The organism is Enterococcus sp. ZJ1622, assembly GCF_011038845.1.
Taxonomy (GTDB): Bacteria; Bacillota; Bacilli; order Lactobacillales; family Enterococcaceae; genus Enterococcus_B.
In genome coordinates, this window is sequence record NZ_JAAKDW010000001.1 from 1 (window position 1) to 18577 (window position 18577).

Sequence of the window (18577 nt, forward strand, 5' to 3'; positions counted from 1 at the left end):
ATGAAGTCGGAAGCTCTAGTAGAGTTCGCAGAAGCGTATAAACACGGAAGAATAATTGCATATAAATAATTTGGCGGTTTTTTGGCGGAATGATGGCGGTTTTTAGCCATTTACCAGTGATATTATGATAGTGTCGAAAGATCAGGAAACAGAATCGACAAAATAAACGAAGGGAGGAAATCTCCCTCATCGTTTTAAACTTCTTCTTAGATAGACAGCAACTAAATATGAAGAAAAGGATGTGAATTCAACTCCTCCTAAGTTCTTCATCGGTTGCTGTTTATTTTGATTAGACAGCAGCGCACAAAAAACTAAACACGTTCTTGTCGTCTTTCAACTGCTGCTGTCTATTAATTTATGTATTGGAGGGAAAACGAATGGAAGTCGAACAAATAAAGTATCAAGGTATGGATCGAAAACGGTTGATTGATATTATTGAGCAACAACGTTTAGAATTGATCCAAAAAGAAGCTGTATGTAAAGAGTACAAAAAACATTTGGAACAAGTAATTGGATAGATGTCAATAAAGTAGACACAAAAAGAGAAGATACTTAAAGACTTTCAAAATAAAGAGCCTCCTTTTCATTTGGTGTAAGCATATCTAATGTTCCATGAGGACGTTTGGTATTATAGAATCCTTCAATGTAAGTGAAACAAGCCAACCGTACTTCTTCGATCGAATGGAATGAACGACGGTTTAATTCTTCTTTTTTCATATATTTAAAAAAAGCTTCGGTGACGGCATTATCCCACGGATAACCTGGTTTAGAAAGAGAATGGACAATCGGATGATTCTCTATAAACTTTCTAAATTCAAAAGAGGTATATTGAGACCCTTGATCTGTATGAAAAAGAACAGGACTCATTAAACTTCGAGAATGAAGTGCTTTATCTAATGTTCTAATGGCTAGATTTGTATCAATCGTTGACCCTACGGTCCAAGCAATTACTTTTCTAGAAAATAAGTCTAAAATGACACACAAATACGCAAATGTTTTCTTACCGATGGGAATATAAGAAAAATCACTAGTCCAAACTTGATTTGGTGCAGGTGGATTGAACGCTTGCTTTAGATGATTAGGGTGTGTCAAAGAAACCTTGTTTTTCCTTTTTTTGAAAACAGGTTTTACTGTAGACATTTTTGGTAGGTTCATTGATTTCATCAAGCGATAAACTCGGCCAATACTAATCGAAATGCCATAATCACGCAAAAGGATCCGGCGGATCTTTGCAGCACCAAGACGTTTTTGAGAAGAAGTATAAATTTCTAAGATCACTTTTCTTAGGTGTTGATTTTCTTTTGTTCTTGGGGCTACTTTCCCAGAAAAACGTTTGTAATAGGTGGAACGATTGACTTTGAGTACACGACAGAGTGTAACAATACTGTGTTCATAACGAAGAATGTGTATGGCTCTTAATCGTTCGTCGAGTGAGGCGTGAATATGGCAATCGCTTTTTTTAGGATTAAATTTTCCTCCTCGAGTTGAGCATTTCGTTTTTGTAGCTGTTTGATCTGACGAGCCGTAAGGATCGTGTCATCATCAATTTTTACTTCGGAATATTGTTTGACCCAACGCGAAATCGAAGAAAGAGCAATGCCGTACTCCTTAGATAAAGCATTTTGAGTTTTACCACTTTCGTGAAGTTTAACAATGGATTTTTTAAACTCTTCGTCAAATTTACGTGGGGATTTTCTGTTATTTACCATATTAAAAAGTCCTTTCAAAATTTGTGTCTATTTGTTTAAGAGTATATCAAAAAATGTGTCCACTTTATTAGGATACATGCATTTTTATTTTGCGTAAAGGAGGCACGACAATGTATAGACCGCAATACTTAGAACAGAAGTATGAAGTAATTACTGTGCAAAATGGTAACGGTGAGATAGTACGAAAGTATAGAAGACCAATAAAGAGCGATACATACAAACGAAAGGAAAGCAATGAGGTTATTCCATTGTATGGCAAAAGAATAGCTAAGCATTAAATAAGATTGCGAAAGGAGACGGAACATGACCGAGGAATTCTATAGATGGCTATTACAGTTGATAAGAGAAGATCGTTTAGTTAAGTTCTATCAGTCTCCTAAATGGCGAAGGCTTAGAGAGAAAGCGATGAAACGAGATCACTATGAATGCCAAGAGTGTAGAAGACTAGGTAAGTATCATAGAGTAGAGAACGTTCATCATATAAAGGAAGTCAAGGATAGACCTGACTTAGCTTTAGATTTAGATAATCTTATTTGTTTATGTGTTGAACATCATAATGAAGTTCATGGCAGATATCTTACAGCGTTAGATAAACAAGAGAAGAAGATAGAAAGCTTTGCTAACTTCGATGCAAGTGAAAGGTGGTAAGTGCATGATCATCAATGACAATGGCAGAGAGTATGACACAGAAAAGATTGAAGAGTATTCATCTTATACTCAGGGATTAATTAAATGTTTGATATACGTTCGCTATGTAGGTATCAGGGATCTGTTATCAGATAACTGTTGCAGTAAATACAAAGTGAATCAAGTAAGAGAAGCGTTGAATAAAGATAATAACGTTGAAAGAATAAAAAATATTTTTGGATATAGCATTGAAGAGATTAATTATTACATTGACTTCGCTGAAGCTTTCATTCCGATGGTGAGATAACCCCCCCTTAAAATAAATCGCAAATTTTTTGGGGGTGATGAAACGGAGGGGGCTGTCAGAAAAAGAGATTTTTTCGAACTTTATCATGAAAGGAGGGCTAAAATGTTTAAAAACGAATTGTCTCAAAATCGCTACAGAGAAAAATTACGCCGCTCTTTAATAAGCCAATTGGAAAATCAGAAAACAAATATTGAGCCATTCTTAGATAATGTTGATCGTTATATCAGTTTATGGGAAACGGCGATATCACTGGAAGAAGATATATCCGAGAACGGTATTAGATTGGAGAATGGTAAAAAGAATGAATCAGTAGCGTTGCTTGTTTCTGTCAACAAACAAATGGGATTGATGTTGGATAAACTTGCCATTACTCCTGAATTGGTAGGTGAAGCAAATGAATCAATTCCTGAGTTATAAGCATATTGAAAATTGGTTCAAAGCTATAGAAGAAGGCACTATCAAGGTATGCAAAGAGCAATTATTGCTAAAAAAGTATCTAGAAGAAAGAGTCTTTACTAGAGAAGATATTTACTTCGATAAGCAGATGGTAGAGGATTCAATCAATATACCAGCACAATACTTTCCATTTGAATTAATTCCGTGGGAAAAATTTCTACAATGTTTTATCTATGGTTGTCGTTGGAAGAAAGATGGAACTTTGGTATTCAATAGATACTTAACTCTGATGGGTCGAGGAAATGGCAAAACGGGTTATGCATCATGGAACAACTTCTTTCTACTAACTGCGAAACACGGTATTAAAAATTATAATATTGACATTTTTGCGAATAATGAAGATCAAGCCAAGACTAGCTTTGAAGACGTCTATCAAGTGATTAAAGCTCATCCTGATTTAGATAAAAAAGTATTCAAAGCAACCAAGGAAGTCATTAAAAATATTGCTACAAATAGCAAACTTCGTTATAACACGGCGAACGCTAGAACAAAAGATGGTAAGCGACCAGGAGCAAACCGCTTTGATGAAATTCACGAAAATGAAGATTATTCAATGATGAATGTGGCTACTTCTGGTGGTGGTAAAATCCGGGATTATAGAGAATTTTATGATACAACTAATGGTCATGTTCGTGGTGGTCCGCTTGATGACATTATAGAAGAATCAAAAATGATTCTTTCTGGAGAACTTGGAATTGACAAGGATGGAGCAGAATTTTCTAGTTTGTTTCCATTTATTTGTCGCTTGGATAACGATAATGAAGTTGATGATCCCGACATGTGGGAAAAAGCTTGTCCAACTATTAATTACAATGCAGATTTAAAACGGAAAATGTTTCAAGAATACTCTCAAATGCAACGTAATGCTGGTTTAAGACTTACATTCATGACGAAACGAATGAACAGACCAATGGAAGATACACGCTTTGCTGTAGCTTCATATGATGATGTTCTTCATACAAAAGAAAAAGAATTTCCTGAAAAAATGGATGAAGTGATAGGAACAGTCGATTTTGCTGATAGACGAGATTTTGCCAGTGTTGGGTTGCTAGGAAAATATGATAAAGATGTTTATTTTACGCAACATACTTTTATCCACGAATCAGCTCTTCGATTACAGAACATAAAACGAGAGGTTATAGATATTTCTATAGATCAAGGCAAATCACAAATCGTTCATGGAAAAAATATAGAAGCAGATTATATCGTAGGTTGGTTTCTTGAAATGAGTAACAAATATTACATTAAAAAAATTGCTATGGATATGTACCGTGCAAAAATATTGAAGCCCGCTTTAGAAGAAGCGGGTTTTACTGTGGAAATTGTTCGAAGCGGATCTGTTACACATGGTATGTTAAAAGATCTGGTTGATGACCTTTTTATTAATCAACGTTTATATTTTGGCGATGATGTAATTATGCGTTGGTACTGCATGAATGTATATGAAGAGCATATTTCTAATGGAAATATACGCTATGAAAAAATAGAACCTGAAACTAGAAAAACGGATGGCTTTTTTTCATTCCTTCATGGTTTGAATTTTTTAGATGATATTTATGATTCTGCTCCTGTAACAGTCACAAATAGCTCGGTAGAAAATACAGGAACTGGATTTACTCCTCTAGTATTCTAACTTGAAAGGAGGTGAGAAAGTGGGGATTTTTCAAAAGGCGGTAGGATACTTCACAAAAAAAGCAACGGTTCCTTTAGAAGAATACTTTTGTAAATTGCAAGTTGATTTTGTGTATCGAAAATTTGCAATTGAAACTTGTATCGATTTGATTGCAAATGCGATGAGCAAAGCGGAATTCAAGTCATATGAAGATGGAAAAAATAAAAAGAATGATCTTTACTATAGGCTGAATGTAGCTCCTAATAAGAAAAATAATGCAACAGAATTTAGAAAAAAACTGATCAGGAGATTAATATTCTACAATGAAGTATTGATTGTTTCTCCGTCTAATAATTCTAGCGAAATATTTATTGCGGATAGTTGGGATGTCACAGAATATGCATTGAAAGACGATGTGTTTTCTCAAGTGCAAATTAACAACATAGTCCTTGATAGAGAATTTCTAGAAAGTGATGTTATCTATATAAAATACGCAGATCAACAAATCAGGCAACTAGTCGATGCGTATTATCAAGCGTATGGGAAACTCATTTCTAGTGCCATGAATGTTTACAAGCGTTCTAACGCTCGTAGATACGTACTGAAAGGTAATTTATTCCGATCGCAAGACAACTCTACTCAGGGACAAATAAATGAAATGATGACATCGCAGTTCAAAGCATTCATGGAAGCGGACAATGCAGGGGCAGTATTCCAACTACAAGAAGGATTCAATTTAGAAGATTTCAGCGGAAATTTTCAAAGCAATTCAAGAGATATAAAAAACTTAATAGATGACATCTTTGAGATGACAGCAGCAGCGTTTCACGTTCCGAAAAACCTACTAAAGGGAGACATGAGTGGGTTATCGGATCAAGTGGACGCTTTTTTAATGTTCGAAATCATACCGATTGCTGAACTTATTCAGGATGCGTTTAACGCTAGTCTCTATGAAGCAGAAGAATACTTGTCAGGGAATTTTGTACGCGTGGATACAACTATGATCAAGATTACTAGCTTCAAAGATTTGGTTGACGCTATTGATGTAGGCATTAGAAATGGGGTATTTACAATCAACGAAGGAAGAGAACGCGTTGGAAATGATCGCTCTGATAAGGCGATGGCAGATGAAATATTTATAACTAAAAACAACCAACAAGTATCGAAAGGAGGTGAGGCGAATGACGACAATGAAAACATTTCTAGCAGTAAAGAATGAAGGCACAGTACCGCAAATTTTTATTCAGGGATTTATTGGTTCTAGTTGGTTCTTTGAAGGGAATACTGACAAGGGAATCAAAAATATTTTGGATAGTCTAGGTGATCAAGAAGAAATTGAAGTAGTAATTAATTCAAACGGTGGAGACGTATTTCAAGGGATTGCTATTGGGAACTTACTTAAGTCAAATAAAGCAAAAATCAACGTTGTGATTAACGGATTAGCCGCTAGTGCTGCTTCAATTATCGCAATGGCTGGCGATACTGTAAAAATTTACAACAATGCGCAATTGATGATTCACCGCGCTTCCACATATGGAGAAGGTAATGTTGATGACTTCCGCACGATTGCTGACCAACTGGAATCAATTGATAAATCGGTAAAGGCTTCATATAAAACACGATTCAACGGTACAGATGAAGCATTGCAAGAACTTCTTGAAAAAGAATCGTTTATGGATGCAGAAACAGCTTTGAGTTATGGATTGGTCGATGAAATTATCGATGCAGAAAATAACTCAGGTATTGAAGCTAAAAAAGAACAAAGCGTTGAAGAAATTTTGAATGACGTTGAAGAAAAAAGAGCAGAAAAAATTGCTGCATTTACAGCAGCATTAAATAAAACATTTGGACAAGGAGATGCAAAATAATGACAGTTAAAAATTTAAAAGGTGTAACAGCTGCAAGCGACCAATTGATGAAAGCTTTTAAAGATGGTAACGAAGAATCTTTTAGCGCAGCTATGGTAAGTTTATCTAAGGAAATTCAGGATAAAATTTTAGAAGAAGCAACAGCAAAAAATCAAGATCAATTAGTATTAATGAACCGTGGTCAGCGTGTGTTAACTACGCAAGAAACAAAATTCTATAACGAAGTGGTGAATAACGAAGGTTTTGCAGGGGTTGAAGAATTAGTACCAGCTACTGTATTTGAACGCGTATTTGAAGATTTAGAACAATCTCATCCACTATTGCAAAAAATTACTTTTGTTAACACAACTGGTGTAACAGAATGGATCGTGTCACGTGGAGTCAATCCAGCATGGTGGGGTAAACTTTGCGAAGCTGTTAAAAAAGTTTTAGATAATGGCTTTGACGTAATTAACATGAAGCAGTTCAAGCTATCAGGTTATATTCCTGTATGTAAGGCAATGCTTGACTTAGGTCCAGTATGGTTAGATCGTTATGTCCGTACTGTTTTAGTAGAATCATTGAGAATTGCATTAGAACAAGCAATTGTTGATGGTACTGGTAAAGATATGCCAGTCGGAATGATGCGTGACATGAGCAAACAAACTAGTGGAGAATATGCTGAAAAAACAGCAGAACCTATTACAGCTTTAGATGCTGCAACTATGGGCGGTTTGATGGCACGACTATCAAAATTCAATATCGAAGGCGTAGATGATCCGATTTATCGTAATGTAAATCCTTCTGATGTGGTCCTAATTGTGAATCCAACAGATTACTGGTCTAAAGTTTTCCCAGCTAAAACCGTACTAACTGCTAATGGAGAATATGTACAAGTATTGCCAGTACCAGTTTCAGACTTGCAGTCAACAGCTGTGCCAGAAGGAAAAGCAGTTATTGGGGTAGCTTCAGATTACTTCATGGGTGTAGGATCTACGCTAAAAATCGAAGCTTCAGATGAATACCATTTTGTTGAAGACGAACGCATTTATCTAGCTAAACAATACGCAAATGGACAACCTAAACGTAACGATAGTTTCATTGTATTAGATATTAGCGCTTTGGGAACTACTACAACTACAAAACCAACAACCACAACAACTACAACACAAGCGTAGGTGATCAGAATGAAGTATATTCTTTGTCAGCCGGCAATCAATCGGTTTAAATGGGAGCTTGAAGTTTGTTTAACTAATCTGAAGAAACTAGGAATCAAAGATATCGTATTGCTTTTCAGCAGACACGATGATCAGATTCCTATTTTTTTTGAGAAGGAATATGGCGTTGAAGTTCATGTGTACGATGATCTGCGGGACGACAAAGAGTATATTCCTTCGATTAAACCATATTTATGGTGGAAATATTTAGAAGAAGATCATTCGCGTGAGGACGACCGATATTTCTATATCGATTCGGATGTCATTTTCAATAAAAGAATTAATTTGCGCAAATTGCCTTCTAAAGATGATGTTTGGTATTGTAGCGACTGCTGTAGTTATCTAAGTCTTGATTATATTAGAAGCTGTGAAAACGGAGAAAATATTCTAAAAGATATGGCAAACATTGTAAATGTTACAGTAGAATCTTTGGAAACTATAAACACTAATTCAGGAGGCGCACAGTGGGTTATTAACCGTCCTAAAGCGAATTATTGGAAAAAGGTTTATCTAGATTCTAATCGGCTATATCGCTACCTTAGAGGGCAAAAAACAAATATACAAATCTGGACAGCCGAGATGTGGGCACAGCTTTGGAACATGATGTATTTCAATATTGGTCCTAAAGTTCACGAGGAATTAGACTTTTGTTTTGCTACTGACCCAATAGAAAAAGTTAAAGAAGTAAAAATCTTGCATAATGCTGGAGTAACAACAAATGATGAAGATTTATTTTTCAAAGGGAGATACGTGACTTCCACACCTTTTGATGAAGATTTATCATTTGTAAACAAGAAAAAATGCTCTTACGCATATGTTAAAGCAATTAAGGCGGTGGTTAGATGACGCCTGAACAAGCGACTGAAGAATTGCTAACAGCTGTGAAGGATAATATTTACGTTACCTGGAATGAAGAAGATGAGTCAATTAAAAAGATGATAGCTAAAAATGCCGTTTATCTTCAAAGTAAAGTGAGTACAACTCTTTCTTTTTCTCCTGAAAGCTTAGAATACGGATTGCTAATCGAAAGATGTAGATACGACTGGAATCGTGCTTTAGATGAGTTTGAACAAAATTTCGCTAGTGAGTTATTAGGTTTCATTCAACATTATGCGCTACAAGAATATATTGCAGGTGATGGGAATGGCGAATAATCGTAGACTCGAAGAAACGTTCAACGATGGTTGGTTAAATATTTTGACGCAAACTACCAAAAGAAATGAACTAGGAAAAAAGATTGGTGTAGAAGATACAGAAATCACTTCTTTAAAATTTAGAAATCTTTCCATGAGAGATAGTGATATAACAGCTATGGATGCGATGGGATCGAAATTAACTAAGAAAGTAAAGACTCCATTTCATCCAATCGCTAAAAAATTTAATAAAGATCAATATTTTATCGTAATCGATAGTATGCGTTACAACGTTATCTATGCCGATTACGATAATTTTTATATCTATTTTTATCTTGAAAGTGTGGGCGAATATGGCGATTGATAATTCTAAAGAAAAAGAACGTTTAAATAAGCAAATTTCTGCTATCAAAACTTCCTTAGAAGAACATTTTGAGCTCAAACTCTTTCAAGACTCCGTAGGCGAGGATGAGATTCCTAAGGATTTTAATTACTTCATTCTCGAAACAGGAGAGATAGAGCTGGGCGCTGAACCAAAATATAGCGTGGGTCAAAATCTATATCTAACTTTCTATTCAGAAAATAGAGAAGATTTAACAGGAGATTCACTAGATATTATTTCATTGATTCAAAATCGTTCGATTCGTTTTCAGAGAATGGATCCCAATCATTTAAAACTAGAAAATCAAGATCGCTATATCGATCAATTGGTATTTACGTTTAGACGATTATTGAAGAGTGATTGTCATGGCTAAAAATAGTTGGGAGCTAAAAATAAATGGACATGATGAACTTCTTGTGCGGATGGAACGCTATTCAAGCGAGAGCGAACGACTGATCAATGAAGCGTTGAAATCGAAGGGTTCGGCTATTGCAGTGGATAGGATTACGGAAAAAATTCCTGTTTCTGAAGCAGATTTAAGAAGAGGACACCAACACGCAAAAAATAGTCGTCCACTTAAGACTCAATATATTAATTTAGGCTTCATCATTAGACCTACAAGAAAATTTGAGTATTTAAAATACCCTGATTTGGGGATAGGCACTTCTAAAAGAAATCAGCCAGACGAATTCATGAGAAGAGGATTAGGGCTTGCACTTGATCCAATTACAGAACTTCTGATTCGTCAATTCGATAAATTAAATAAATAGGAGGAACAACAATGGCTAAAACAACAACTGTAGTAACAACGTTCGATAACGTGAGTATCAAACGAATTGCTTTTAATTTTAAGAACGCAGAAAATGCAATCGCAACAGATTGTAACGGACAATTAGATGGCGAAACAGAAATGCAAACGGTGGTTAAAAAATGTGGAGCGGCAGAAGTAAAATCAAAATCTAAACCAATCAATATGACGGTAACAATTACTGCACATGTACCGATGGAAGTTTATCGACGTTTCAATGGGTTGAAACAAGATGAACGTATTAAACCAGGCATTTACTCTTACGGTCCTGATTCCGTAGGCGAAGATTTCTCACTTGCTGCAGAGATCGTGGATGACTTCGAGGAAAATAGCAAGTTAGTTGGTATGTTAGCATGCACTTCGAATACAGGATTAACATTCTCTATTGAAAATGGTGCGGATGAAGTAGCTGCGTTAGAACTAGAAACAAAAGTTATGCAAGATGAATTTGGTAAATTCTATCATGAAGCAATTGTTGCAGAACTTGAAGAAGACTTAACAGATCAATGGATGACAAATCTATCTGCTGATGTGATTAAAAAGAGTTCAACAACCACTACTACAACGACTCAAGCTTAAACATAAAACGGAGGTAGCGAAATGAACGAAGATTACTCAAAAATTGAACTAAACGATGGAACAATTTTGAATTTAGAACCTAAACTGAATATCAAGAAATTATTGATGATCAATAGAGATTTTAACACAGACGAGTTTGCAAAAATGTCGATGGGAAAAGGCTCTATGGACATTACAGTTATTCAAGGTGCAAAAGCCGTATATGTAGCTTATCGTCAAGCGAACATGGTCGATTACATTTCATTCGATGAATTTATCGACAAATGGGATTTTGATATGGAGGTTGCAGTAGCTGTATACAGTACTATGATGTTCAAACAAGCACGAGATGCCTATCAAAAAGAATTCGAAAAAGCAAATAAGGAAAAAAAGCTTCAAAAGTAAAAATGCCAAAGCTCTTAGTTGAAACGTGGGTCGATGTCTATTCGATGTTGACCGACGTTTTTTCTATGCCTTCAGATTTGGTTTTAAGCGATATCTGTTTAGATGACATTTTGCAAATGGCTTACAACAAGAGTGCTTATGAAGGATGGAAAAACTATGCAATAAACCAATCCCAGAAAAACTAAAGAAAGGAGGTAAAAAATGGCTAAAAAGAGAACAGAAGCAGAAGTAACTTTCATAGCTAACGATGACGGATTGAAATCTACGTTAAAAGAAATCAGTGCTGAATTAACTAAAAATAGAGCAGAATTAAAACTAGAACAAGCTCAATTACAACAGACTGGTTCTGAATCAGACAAGTTAGGAAGTAAATTATCTTCTTTAGAAAAGCAGTATGAATTACAAAGTCAAAAAGTTGAAGTAACTAGCCAACGTTTAGCCAATGCCAAAAAATATTATGGAGAAAATTCCACTGAAGTTCAGAAACTTGAAAGAGAACTGATTAATCAACAAACAGCGCAACAAAGGTTATCTAATGATATCGATAAAACGAGTAAAGCATTGGCTCAATCTAAAGGTGAATTTAAAACCTATGAGTCAACTATGAAGGATTTAGATAATGAGCAACAACACCTAAAATCAAGTGCATCATTAGTAGAATCCGAATATAAAAAATGGCAAGCAACTGCTGGTCAGTCTGCTACCGAATCTGAAAAATTAGCAAAAGCACAAGAATATGTCGGCAAACAGAGTGATATTGCTGAACAAAAAATCGAAGTGCTAAAAAAACAATTAGATGCCACACAAAAAGAATTTGGAGAAACATCTACCGAAGCTTTAGATATGAAAACTAAGCTTAATGATGCGGAAAGAGAATTCGAAGAATTAAGTAATGCTGCTAAAAACGTTGATACATCCACAGTAGACGATATCGGCAAAAAACTTGATATGGGTAATTTAATGGAAGCTACTGATCACTTGTCAGTGATCGGAGATAAGCTTATTGATGTAGGTAGTAAGTCTATTGAAGCAGCTGGAAAAGCACAAGCTATGCAGGCCCAATTTAAGCAAGTCTTTGGCTCTTTAGAAGGGGAAGCACAGGATGCCGTTGAGGGAATGGCTGAAGAGTTTGGAATGTTACCAAATACGATCAAGCCTGTTTTTACACAATATACGTCAATGTTTAAAGGACTTGGATATGATACCAAAGAAGCTATGGAGTTAGCTGGTGACAGTACTCAGTTAGCAGCAGATGCAGCAGCTTTTTACGATAAGTCTATGGATGATGCTAGTGAATCTCTTAATTCATTTATAAAAGGGAACTACGAAGGTGGGGAGCAAATAGGTTTATTTGCTAATGATACTCAAATGGCAGCTTATGCTGTTAAGCATAATTTGATACCAGCGACTGAAGGAGCAAAAAAAGCCAGTGAAGAGTCATTGTTAGCTGTTGAAAAAGCACAATCTAAGTATGCTGATGCTATTAAGAAACATGGTGAAGGATCTTTAGAAGCAAGAGAGGCTGCTTTAAAACTTAAAGACGCGCAAGATAAAATAAATGAAGAATTAGGTCCACAAACGCAAAAATGGTCTGATTTAGATGAGGCTACCAAGCAAGCAGTTCGAGTTCAATATGCTGAAGATATGCAAAAATTAGCCGGTGCTACAGGTCAGGCTAGTAGGGAGTCTGATGGTTTAGAAAACCAAATGACAAGAGCAAAGCAAGCGTTAGAAGATTTTTATGCCTCGTTGGGTGAAGATATATTGCCTGTGTTTATCAAAGGGTTACAAGCAGGCGCGAAAGCTTTGCAAGGATTAGCCGAATGGTGGAGTAAACTTGATGGACCAATGAAAAATTTCATTTTAGCTCTTGGAGGAATTCTAGCATTATTAAGCACATTAGCTCCTGTTATAACCGCAGTTGTTACGATAGTTGGCACATTTGGTTCTACAGTTTTGCTGCCAATAATAGGAATTATAGCGGGCGTTGCAGCTGTAATAGCGATTGTAATCACAGCGTTTCAGAACTGGGGCGCAATCACTGACTGGTTTAGTGATTTATGGAAAAAATTCACCGATTGGTTGGGTGATACCTGGAAAAGCATAAAAGACGGAGCTTCATCAGTCTGGGATGGAGTTAAAGAAACCTGGTCTGGATTTGTAGATTGGGTTCAAGATATTTGGCAAGGTGTTTCTGATTGGTTTGGAGAGTTATGGAACGGATTAGTCGAAGGGGCTTCCAATATCTGGCAAGGAGTCCAAGAGACTTGGAGCGAGTTTGTTAGTGATGTAAAAGACTTATGGAAAGGATTAACTGAATGGTTTAATAACTTATGGGAGTCTTTAACCGAAGGCGCATCAAACATCTGGCAAGGAGTAAAAGAAACTTGGCAGAATTTTGTTGATTGGGCAGCAAATGTTTGGGATGGCGTTAAAAAAGTTTGGTCAATCATATGGGATGATATTGTGGGTATTGTGCAAATACCATGGACATTCATCACATCAATTATTCAAGCGGCTATTAATGTTATCGTAGGTATTTTTGATGTAGCTAAACAGCTATTTTATGTAGCGTGGCAAGCTGTTTGGACTCCTATTTCTGAGTTCTTAAGTAATACATGGAATAGCATGACAAATTTCCTAACGAATACATGGAATAATATCGTTACTACATTGCATAATGTATTTGATCCTATTGTGACATGGTTTTCCAGTATATGGGAAAACATACAAAATACATTAACAATGGTGTGGAATAATATTCTAACTGTATTAACAAACACTTGGAATACTATTTCTCAAACGGCAATTGCAATATGGCAACCTATTCAAGATTTTATTATTAATTTATCCCATGCTATTTTGGATGGAATTATAAATATTTGGAATAGTGTTGTTACTTGGTTGACTGGTACGTGGAATACAATAGCAAGTACAGCTAGTACCGTATGGAATAGTATAAAGCTTATAGTTTATAATCTAGTCCAATCAACAAAAGACGGCATAATCAGCGTGTGGACTGCCATCACAAGCTGGTTAACTGATAAATGGAATGCTATCAAGAATAGTGCATCAAATACCTGGAATAGTGTGACAAGCAGTATAAACAATGCTACAAATACAGCAAATAGTGTAATTCAAAGTGTTTGGAATAGCATATCTTCATGGATTAGTGGCGTTTGGAACGGTATCAAAAATACTGCTTCAAATCTTTGGAATGGAATTACAAGTACCATTAGCTCTAAAGTAAACGATGGAAAAAATGCAATTTCAAGCGGTTGGTCAAACCTAACAGGTATTGTTTCCGGCATATTCAATAATGTTAAAAGTACGATTGCTAACATATGGGAAGGTATCAAAAAGACTATTAGTGCTCCAATTGATTGGATTAGGAATGCAATCAGCGGAATGTTTGATAATCTGAATATTTCGATACCACATATTCCGTTACCAGAATTTATCATGGAAGGCAGCTTTAACCCACTAAAAGGTCAAATTCCTCATTTGCGTGTAAAATGGCATGCTAAAGGTGGTATCTTTACTAAACCAACTTTACTAGGTGGAATGAACGGTGTAGGTGAAGCAGGGCCTGAAGCAGTTTTACCTTTGAAAAGATCTGTGCTGCAAGAAATTGGTGATCGTATCTTGAGTAGCACCTCAGTTTCATCTAGAGCACAAACGATTCAACCTGTGAATAATTACGAATTCAATTTCACAATTGATGGTAACGCAGATGAAGTTACTATGAAGCAAACAACTCAACAAATCATTGATAGTATTACAAAAGTTCAAAATGATAATGCTTCGGCATGGCGTTAAACAGGAGAGTATTTCTCCTGTTTTTTAGTATTAAAAAGGATGTGAAAAAATGACTGATTGTATACATTCTATAATCGATGGATTTCCTGATTATTTGCATAAATTGGCTTTAGCTGAAAGACCAACCATACCTTCTCCAAAAAGACAGAGAGTTGAAACTTCTGTTTTAGGAAGGTTAGGTGGCTTAGTACAAGATTACTCGTTTGAAGACATGTCGTTTACATTGCACTATAACTACTTAGAAGATGTGGAAGACCATCAAGCTTTTAAGCAATCGTTTTATATCATGCGTCATTGGTTAAACTATGCAAAGAAATTAGAATTCTCTGATGATCCCAATGTCTATTATGTTATCCAGACTATCGATATTGGGGATGCAGAAAACGATATCGTTGAATGGGGAGAGTTCGATGTAAACATTACTGCGAAACCATTCGCAAGAGTCCAAGAAGACGTACCTATAACCGTAGATAAACCACAGTCATTTAACTTGCTGAATAATAGTTTAGAAGAAAGTTTTCCGAAGATTATCATCACTCCTTCAGCTACTTCATGTCAGTTCATTTTAAATGATTATGTGTTTAGTTTCGAAGGCTTAGTAGCAGGAACTGAGGTAGTCATTGACAGTGATTTGATGCTTTGCTACGAAGAGCAATCGGACGGAGATATTTTAGATCGGTCCAACAAAATGAAGACCATGCAATATCCGACATTGCAAGTGGATATCAATCATTTTAATTGCACTGGTTTGAGCAAAATACAAATTTATCGTAACGGGTTAAGGTAGGTGAAATAGATGATCGATAATTTAATAACTATTTACGATAAAAATGACGCAAATAATTTAACTGAACATTTATATGATACACAAGGGTTAGGTGCTTTATCAGACTGGTTAACAGCCACTGTTAGCAATAAACTAAACGGAGCCGAGATATTTCAGGGTACTTATCCAATAAGCGGAACTAATGCAGATTTGATTGTAGAAGGACGTATTATTCAGTGTTATGTAGATGAAAATCGAGCAAAACAGCGTCTACGGATTTATTATGCAAAGACTTCTGTAATAGGCAATACGATAGAAGTAAAAGCTGAACCTATTTTCAATGATATAAGAAAATCGGTGTTGAATAAATATGACAGTGGAACAGAAAAGATCACTGCTACTCAGGCATGGCAAAACGCAAAAGCTTTAGCGAAACCAGCTATCCCTTCGCAGTTTTCTTTCTCGTCATTAGTAGATACGCTTGCTAATGTGAAGATAGAAAAGGCGAATTTTTTAGAATTCTTTGGTGGAAAAGAGGGATCTATTCTAGATCGATTCCATGGGGAATTTCTAAAAGATAATAATACATTACATCACGAAACAAGGCTAGGCACGGATCATAAAATCAAAGCGATTTATACTAAAAACTTAACTGGTCTTGACTTAGAGATAGATGCTCAAAGTGTTTTAGTTGGAGTTTATCCATTCATTAGCAGTTCGTCAGAAGGAGAAGACGAGGTCACTCTACCAGAAGAAGTTATTTTCACGGATTACGTAGATGATTATCCTGCTGGATATGTTTCTTTTGTTGATTTTAAAGACAAAGCGACTGATGTAGCCACATTAAGGGAAGTTGCTAAAGACTGGTTGAAAACAAACATAGATAAACAAAAACCACAAGTGAGTGGTTCGATTGAATTAGTACCATTGAGGCATCAAAGAGGCTATGAAAAATTTGTTGATCTAGAAAAAGTTTCGATGGGTGACGGAGTAGATGTGTATCATCCACAGTTAAAAGTGAATATGTCAGCGAGAATCGTGGAATATACGTTTAACGTTTTAACCAATTCATACGATAAGCTAGTTGTAGGAAACGTCAAAACAAACTTCTTAGAAAATACAGAAAATAATGTAAGTAATTTGATTAATGATGCCATTGATCAATTGAAAAATGGTGGAGAAATTAGCGATTTAATTAATGATATCGTCGATCATCAAACGGATTTAATTACAGGTAACTCGGGTGGATATGTGTTGTTAGACCCTAAGGAGTCACCTAGCCGTATTTTGATTATGGATACTCCAGATAAAAACACAGCGCGAAATGTTCTGCAAATCAATCAAAAAGGTATTGGTTTTTCTAAAACGGGAGTGAACGGAACATATGAAACAGCATGGACACTTGATGGTGGGTTCAATGCCTCGTTTATTACAGCTGGTGTGTTGAAGGCTATTAACATTGAAGGGGTAACTATCAAAGGTTCTACATTAATTAGCGAAAGTGACACGTTTAGAATAACCTTAGATAACGGTTCGTTAAAATGGTTTAATAAAAATGTAAATAAACAAGTTATTTCATTAGACCCTGCGGTTACCAACGAAGCAAATTTAGGTGAACTTTTTGTAAATATTCAAGAACAAGGCGGATTTACAATTCATGACCACAATGGAGATAGAGCATTTTCAATTTGGTCAAATGGTGCCCGAGGTTCTTCTACAGCTGCTAGAATGTATATGAATGTCAGTGAGTTTACTTTAACTGATGAACTACATTCAGGCTCAGGCAATTCAACAGCACTAAAGCTAACTAGAGGTAACGGATGGGCTATACACGGTGGCGGTTATATAATGAAATGGCAAAACGGCGTGTTAAGTCTTCCATCTATGGAAATAAGACCGACTGACCAAACAAGTTCATTTAAGGGTAGCGTAGTATTTAATAAAGATCTTAGAGTATATGGTACTAAAAACTCAACAGTTCATACAGAGTCGTACGGGCAACGTTTATTGAACGCTTATGAAACGCCAGAATATTATTTTGCTGATTATGGGGAAGCCGTTACTGGTGAAGATGGAAAAGTTCGTGTTGATATTGACCCTATGTTTGCCGAGACAGTAAATTTAAGTCGATATATGACACATGTGACACCTACAGAACTAGTTTTATGTGCGGTTACTCATGAAGATATTGACCATTTCATCATTGAAACTAGTAAGCCAAACGTATTGGTTAGATGGAATTTAGTGGCACACCGTCTAGGATATGAAGATATTAGATTAAAAGAGGATACAACATATGATAACACAGCGCTTGATCAAAAACATTTTTAAAATGAAGACAAGGAGGTATATAAATGGCTAGCAGTTTATATAATTTGGCTTTAGATTTCAGCAAAGAATTAAACTACACCAAAGCTATTATGGCTCGTCAAGGTGATAAAGGGATTACGGTGACGGTTAAACCATATTTAAATGGCTTGCAGATGGATACGAGTGACGGAACATTTATTTTAAAAGGAACAACACCATCTAACCGTTACGTAGATAGCGTCGCTACTAGTGTAACTAGTGAAGAAGTCACATTTTCTCTTGATGGCACATTTATGAGTGAAGCAGGGTATTATAAACGCTGCTATGTAGAATATAGAAAAGATGATCAAATTTTAACAACGCAAGACATCATTTTTTTCTCACTAGGAGTGTCTGACATTTCGCAAGGCCAAGCCGATGAATATGTTTCCCAATTGGAGGCACTCATAAAAAAATACAATGAAACATTTGAAGATTTTATGGTTGAGATCGTAAACCAATCGAGTCAAATCCAAAATGATTTAAATGCAATGTCTGGAAAAGCAAAAGAACTAAAAACACAGATGGACGGTCTACAAGAACAGATTGCAGCATTAGATTTAGATGCTTGGAAAGATGAAG

The 18577-nt window shown here is 35.8% G+C and carries 20 protein-coding genes and 2 pseudogenes; 21 read left to right on the forward strand and 1 reads right to left on the reverse strand.

Annotation, left to right across the window (positions count from 1 at the left end; genetic code table 11):
- Together G7Y42_RS00005 and G7Y42_RS00010 are read left to right on the forward strand one after the other, a co-directional pair.
- Window positions 1-69 (forward strand): annotated as a pseudogene (locus G7Y42_RS00005) (autolysin); the annotation flags it as partial.
- Window positions 70-377: 308 nt separating this feature from the next.
- Window positions 378-518, forward strand: coding sequence for a hypothetical protein (locus tag G7Y42_RS00010; protein ID WP_165037787.1), 141 nt, complete (start codon window positions 378-380; stop codon window positions 516-518).
- A 34-nt stretch (window positions 519-552) separates the two neighbouring features.
- On the opposite strand, the gene G7Y42_RS00015 is transcribed toward G7Y42_RS00010, so the two are convergent.
- Window positions 553-1709, reverse strand: a protein-coding gene (locus tag G7Y42_RS00015; RefSeq protein ID WP_165037790.1) for an IS3 family transposase whose coding sequence is annotated in 2 segments (ribosomal slippage) — window positions 553-1451 and window positions 1451-1709 — 1158 coding nt in all. Because the reading frame shifts where the segments join, the coding sequence is not laid out codon by codon here.
- Between the two features lie 303 nt (window positions 1710-2012).
- Between G7Y42_RS00015 and G7Y42_RS00020 the strand changes: the two genes are divergently transcribed.
- The 19 genes and pseudogenes from G7Y42_RS00020 to G7Y42_RS00110 form a co-directional block, all read left to right on the forward strand.
- Window positions 2013-2357: an HNH endonuclease signature motif containing protein gene (locus tag G7Y42_RS00020; RefSeq protein ID WP_002305386.1), complete on the forward strand. Its 345-nt coding sequence runs from the start codon at window positions 2013-2015 to the stop codon at window positions 2355-2357.
- 4 nt (window positions 2358-2361) lie between these two features.
- Window positions 2362-2643, forward strand: a complete 282-nt coding sequence (locus G7Y42_RS00025) for a hypothetical protein (RefSeq protein ID WP_165002690.1) — start codon at window positions 2362-2364, stop codon at window positions 2641-2643.
- Window positions 2644-2745: 102 nt separating this feature from the next.
- Window positions 2746-3060, forward strand: a complete 315-nt coding sequence (locus tag G7Y42_RS00030) for a P27 family phage terminase small subunit (RefSeq protein ID WP_165002692.1) — start codon at window positions 2746-2748, stop codon at window positions 3058-3060.
- Complete coding sequence (locus G7Y42_RS00035; protein ID WP_165002694.1) at window positions 3038-4732, forward strand: terminase TerL endonuclease subunit; 1695 nt, start codon at window positions 3038-3040, stop codon at window positions 4730-4732. The genes G7Y42_RS00030 and G7Y42_RS00035 overlap by 23 nt, the downstream gene beginning before the upstream one ends.
- Window positions 4733-4751: 19 nt before the next feature.
- Complete coding sequence (locus G7Y42_RS00040) at window positions 4752-5930, forward strand: phage portal protein (protein WP_165002696.1); 1179 nt, start codon at window positions 4752-4754, stop codon at window positions 5928-5930.
- Entirely contained in the window at window positions 5893-6579 is a 687-nt protein-coding gene (locus G7Y42_RS00045; protein WP_165002698.1) for a head maturation protease, ClpP-related, read from the forward strand. The genes G7Y42_RS00040 and G7Y42_RS00045 overlap by 38 nt, the downstream gene beginning before the upstream one ends.
- On the forward strand, window positions 6579-7736 hold the full coding sequence (locus tag G7Y42_RS00050; RefSeq protein ID WP_165002700.1) for a phage major capsid protein: 1158 nt from the start codon (window positions 6579-6581) through the stop codon (window positions 7734-7736). Before G7Y42_RS00045 ends, G7Y42_RS00050 begins: the two co-directional genes overlap by 1 nt.
- Window positions 7737-7745: 9 nt before the next feature.
- On the forward strand, window positions 7746-8621 hold the full coding sequence (locus G7Y42_RS00055; RefSeq protein ID WP_002286524.1) for a hypothetical protein: 876 nt from the start codon (window positions 7746-7748) through the stop codon (window positions 8619-8621).
- Window positions 8618-8929 (forward strand): hypothetical protein, encoded by a 312-nt coding sequence (locus G7Y42_RS00060; RefSeq protein WP_165002702.1) that lies wholly within the window; start codon window positions 8618-8620, stop codon window positions 8927-8929. The genes G7Y42_RS00055 and G7Y42_RS00060 overlap by 4 nt, the downstream gene beginning before the upstream one ends.
- Window positions 8919-9272 carry a phage head closure protein gene (locus G7Y42_RS00065; protein ID WP_165002704.1) on the forward strand — a complete coding sequence of 118 codons (354 nt, stop codon included), beginning with the start codon at window positions 8919-8921 and terminating at the stop codon, window positions 9270-9272. The genes G7Y42_RS00060 and G7Y42_RS00065 overlap by 11 nt, the downstream gene beginning before the upstream one ends.
- Window positions 9262-9663 (forward strand): hypothetical protein, encoded by a 402-nt coding sequence (locus G7Y42_RS00070; RefSeq protein WP_165002706.1) that lies wholly within the window; start codon window positions 9262-9264, stop codon window positions 9661-9663. Before G7Y42_RS00065 ends, G7Y42_RS00070 begins: the two co-directional genes overlap by 11 nt.
- Window positions 9656-10060, forward strand: a complete 405-nt coding sequence (locus tag G7Y42_RS00075; RefSeq protein WP_002286516.1) for a hypothetical protein — start codon at window positions 9656-9658, stop codon at window positions 10058-10060. The genes G7Y42_RS00070 and G7Y42_RS00075 overlap by 8 nt, the downstream gene beginning before the upstream one ends.
- A gap of 11 nt (window positions 10061-10071) precedes the next feature.
- Window positions 10072-10677, forward strand: a complete 606-nt coding sequence (locus tag G7Y42_RS00080; protein WP_165002708.1) for a phage tail protein — start codon at window positions 10072-10074, stop codon at window positions 10675-10677.
- A gap of 21 nt (window positions 10678-10698) precedes the next feature.
- A complete protein-coding gene (locus tag G7Y42_RS00085; protein ID WP_002299170.1) occupies window positions 10699-11061 on the forward strand; it encodes a hypothetical protein in 363 nt (120 codons plus the stop codon).
- A 2-nt stretch (window positions 11062-11063) separates the two neighbouring features.
- Window positions 11064-11246 (forward strand): hypothetical protein, encoded by a 183-nt coding sequence (locus tag G7Y42_RS15180; RefSeq protein WP_002305377.1) that lies wholly within the window; start codon window positions 11064-11066, stop codon window positions 11244-11246.
- Window positions 11247-11262: 16 nt separating this feature from the next.
- Entirely contained in the window at window positions 11263-14880 is a 3618-nt protein-coding gene (locus G7Y42_RS00095; protein WP_165002710.1) for a phage tail protein, read from the forward strand.
- 49 nt (window positions 14881-14929) lie between these two features.
- Complete coding sequence (locus G7Y42_RS00100; RefSeq protein WP_165002712.1) at window positions 14930-15667, forward strand: phage tail protein; 738 nt, start codon at window positions 14930-14932, stop codon at window positions 15665-15667.
- Window positions 15668-15676: 9 nt separating this feature from the next.
- Window positions 15677-17977, forward strand: coding sequence for a phage tail spike protein (locus G7Y42_RS00105; protein WP_165002714.1), 2301 nt, complete (start codon window positions 15677-15679; stop codon window positions 17975-17977).
- 23 nt (window positions 17978-18000) lie between these two features.
- A pseudogene (locus tag G7Y42_RS00110) lies at window positions 18001-18552 on the forward strand (hypothetical protein); the annotation flags it as partial.
- Between the last annotated feature and the right edge of the window lie 25 nt (window positions 18553-18577).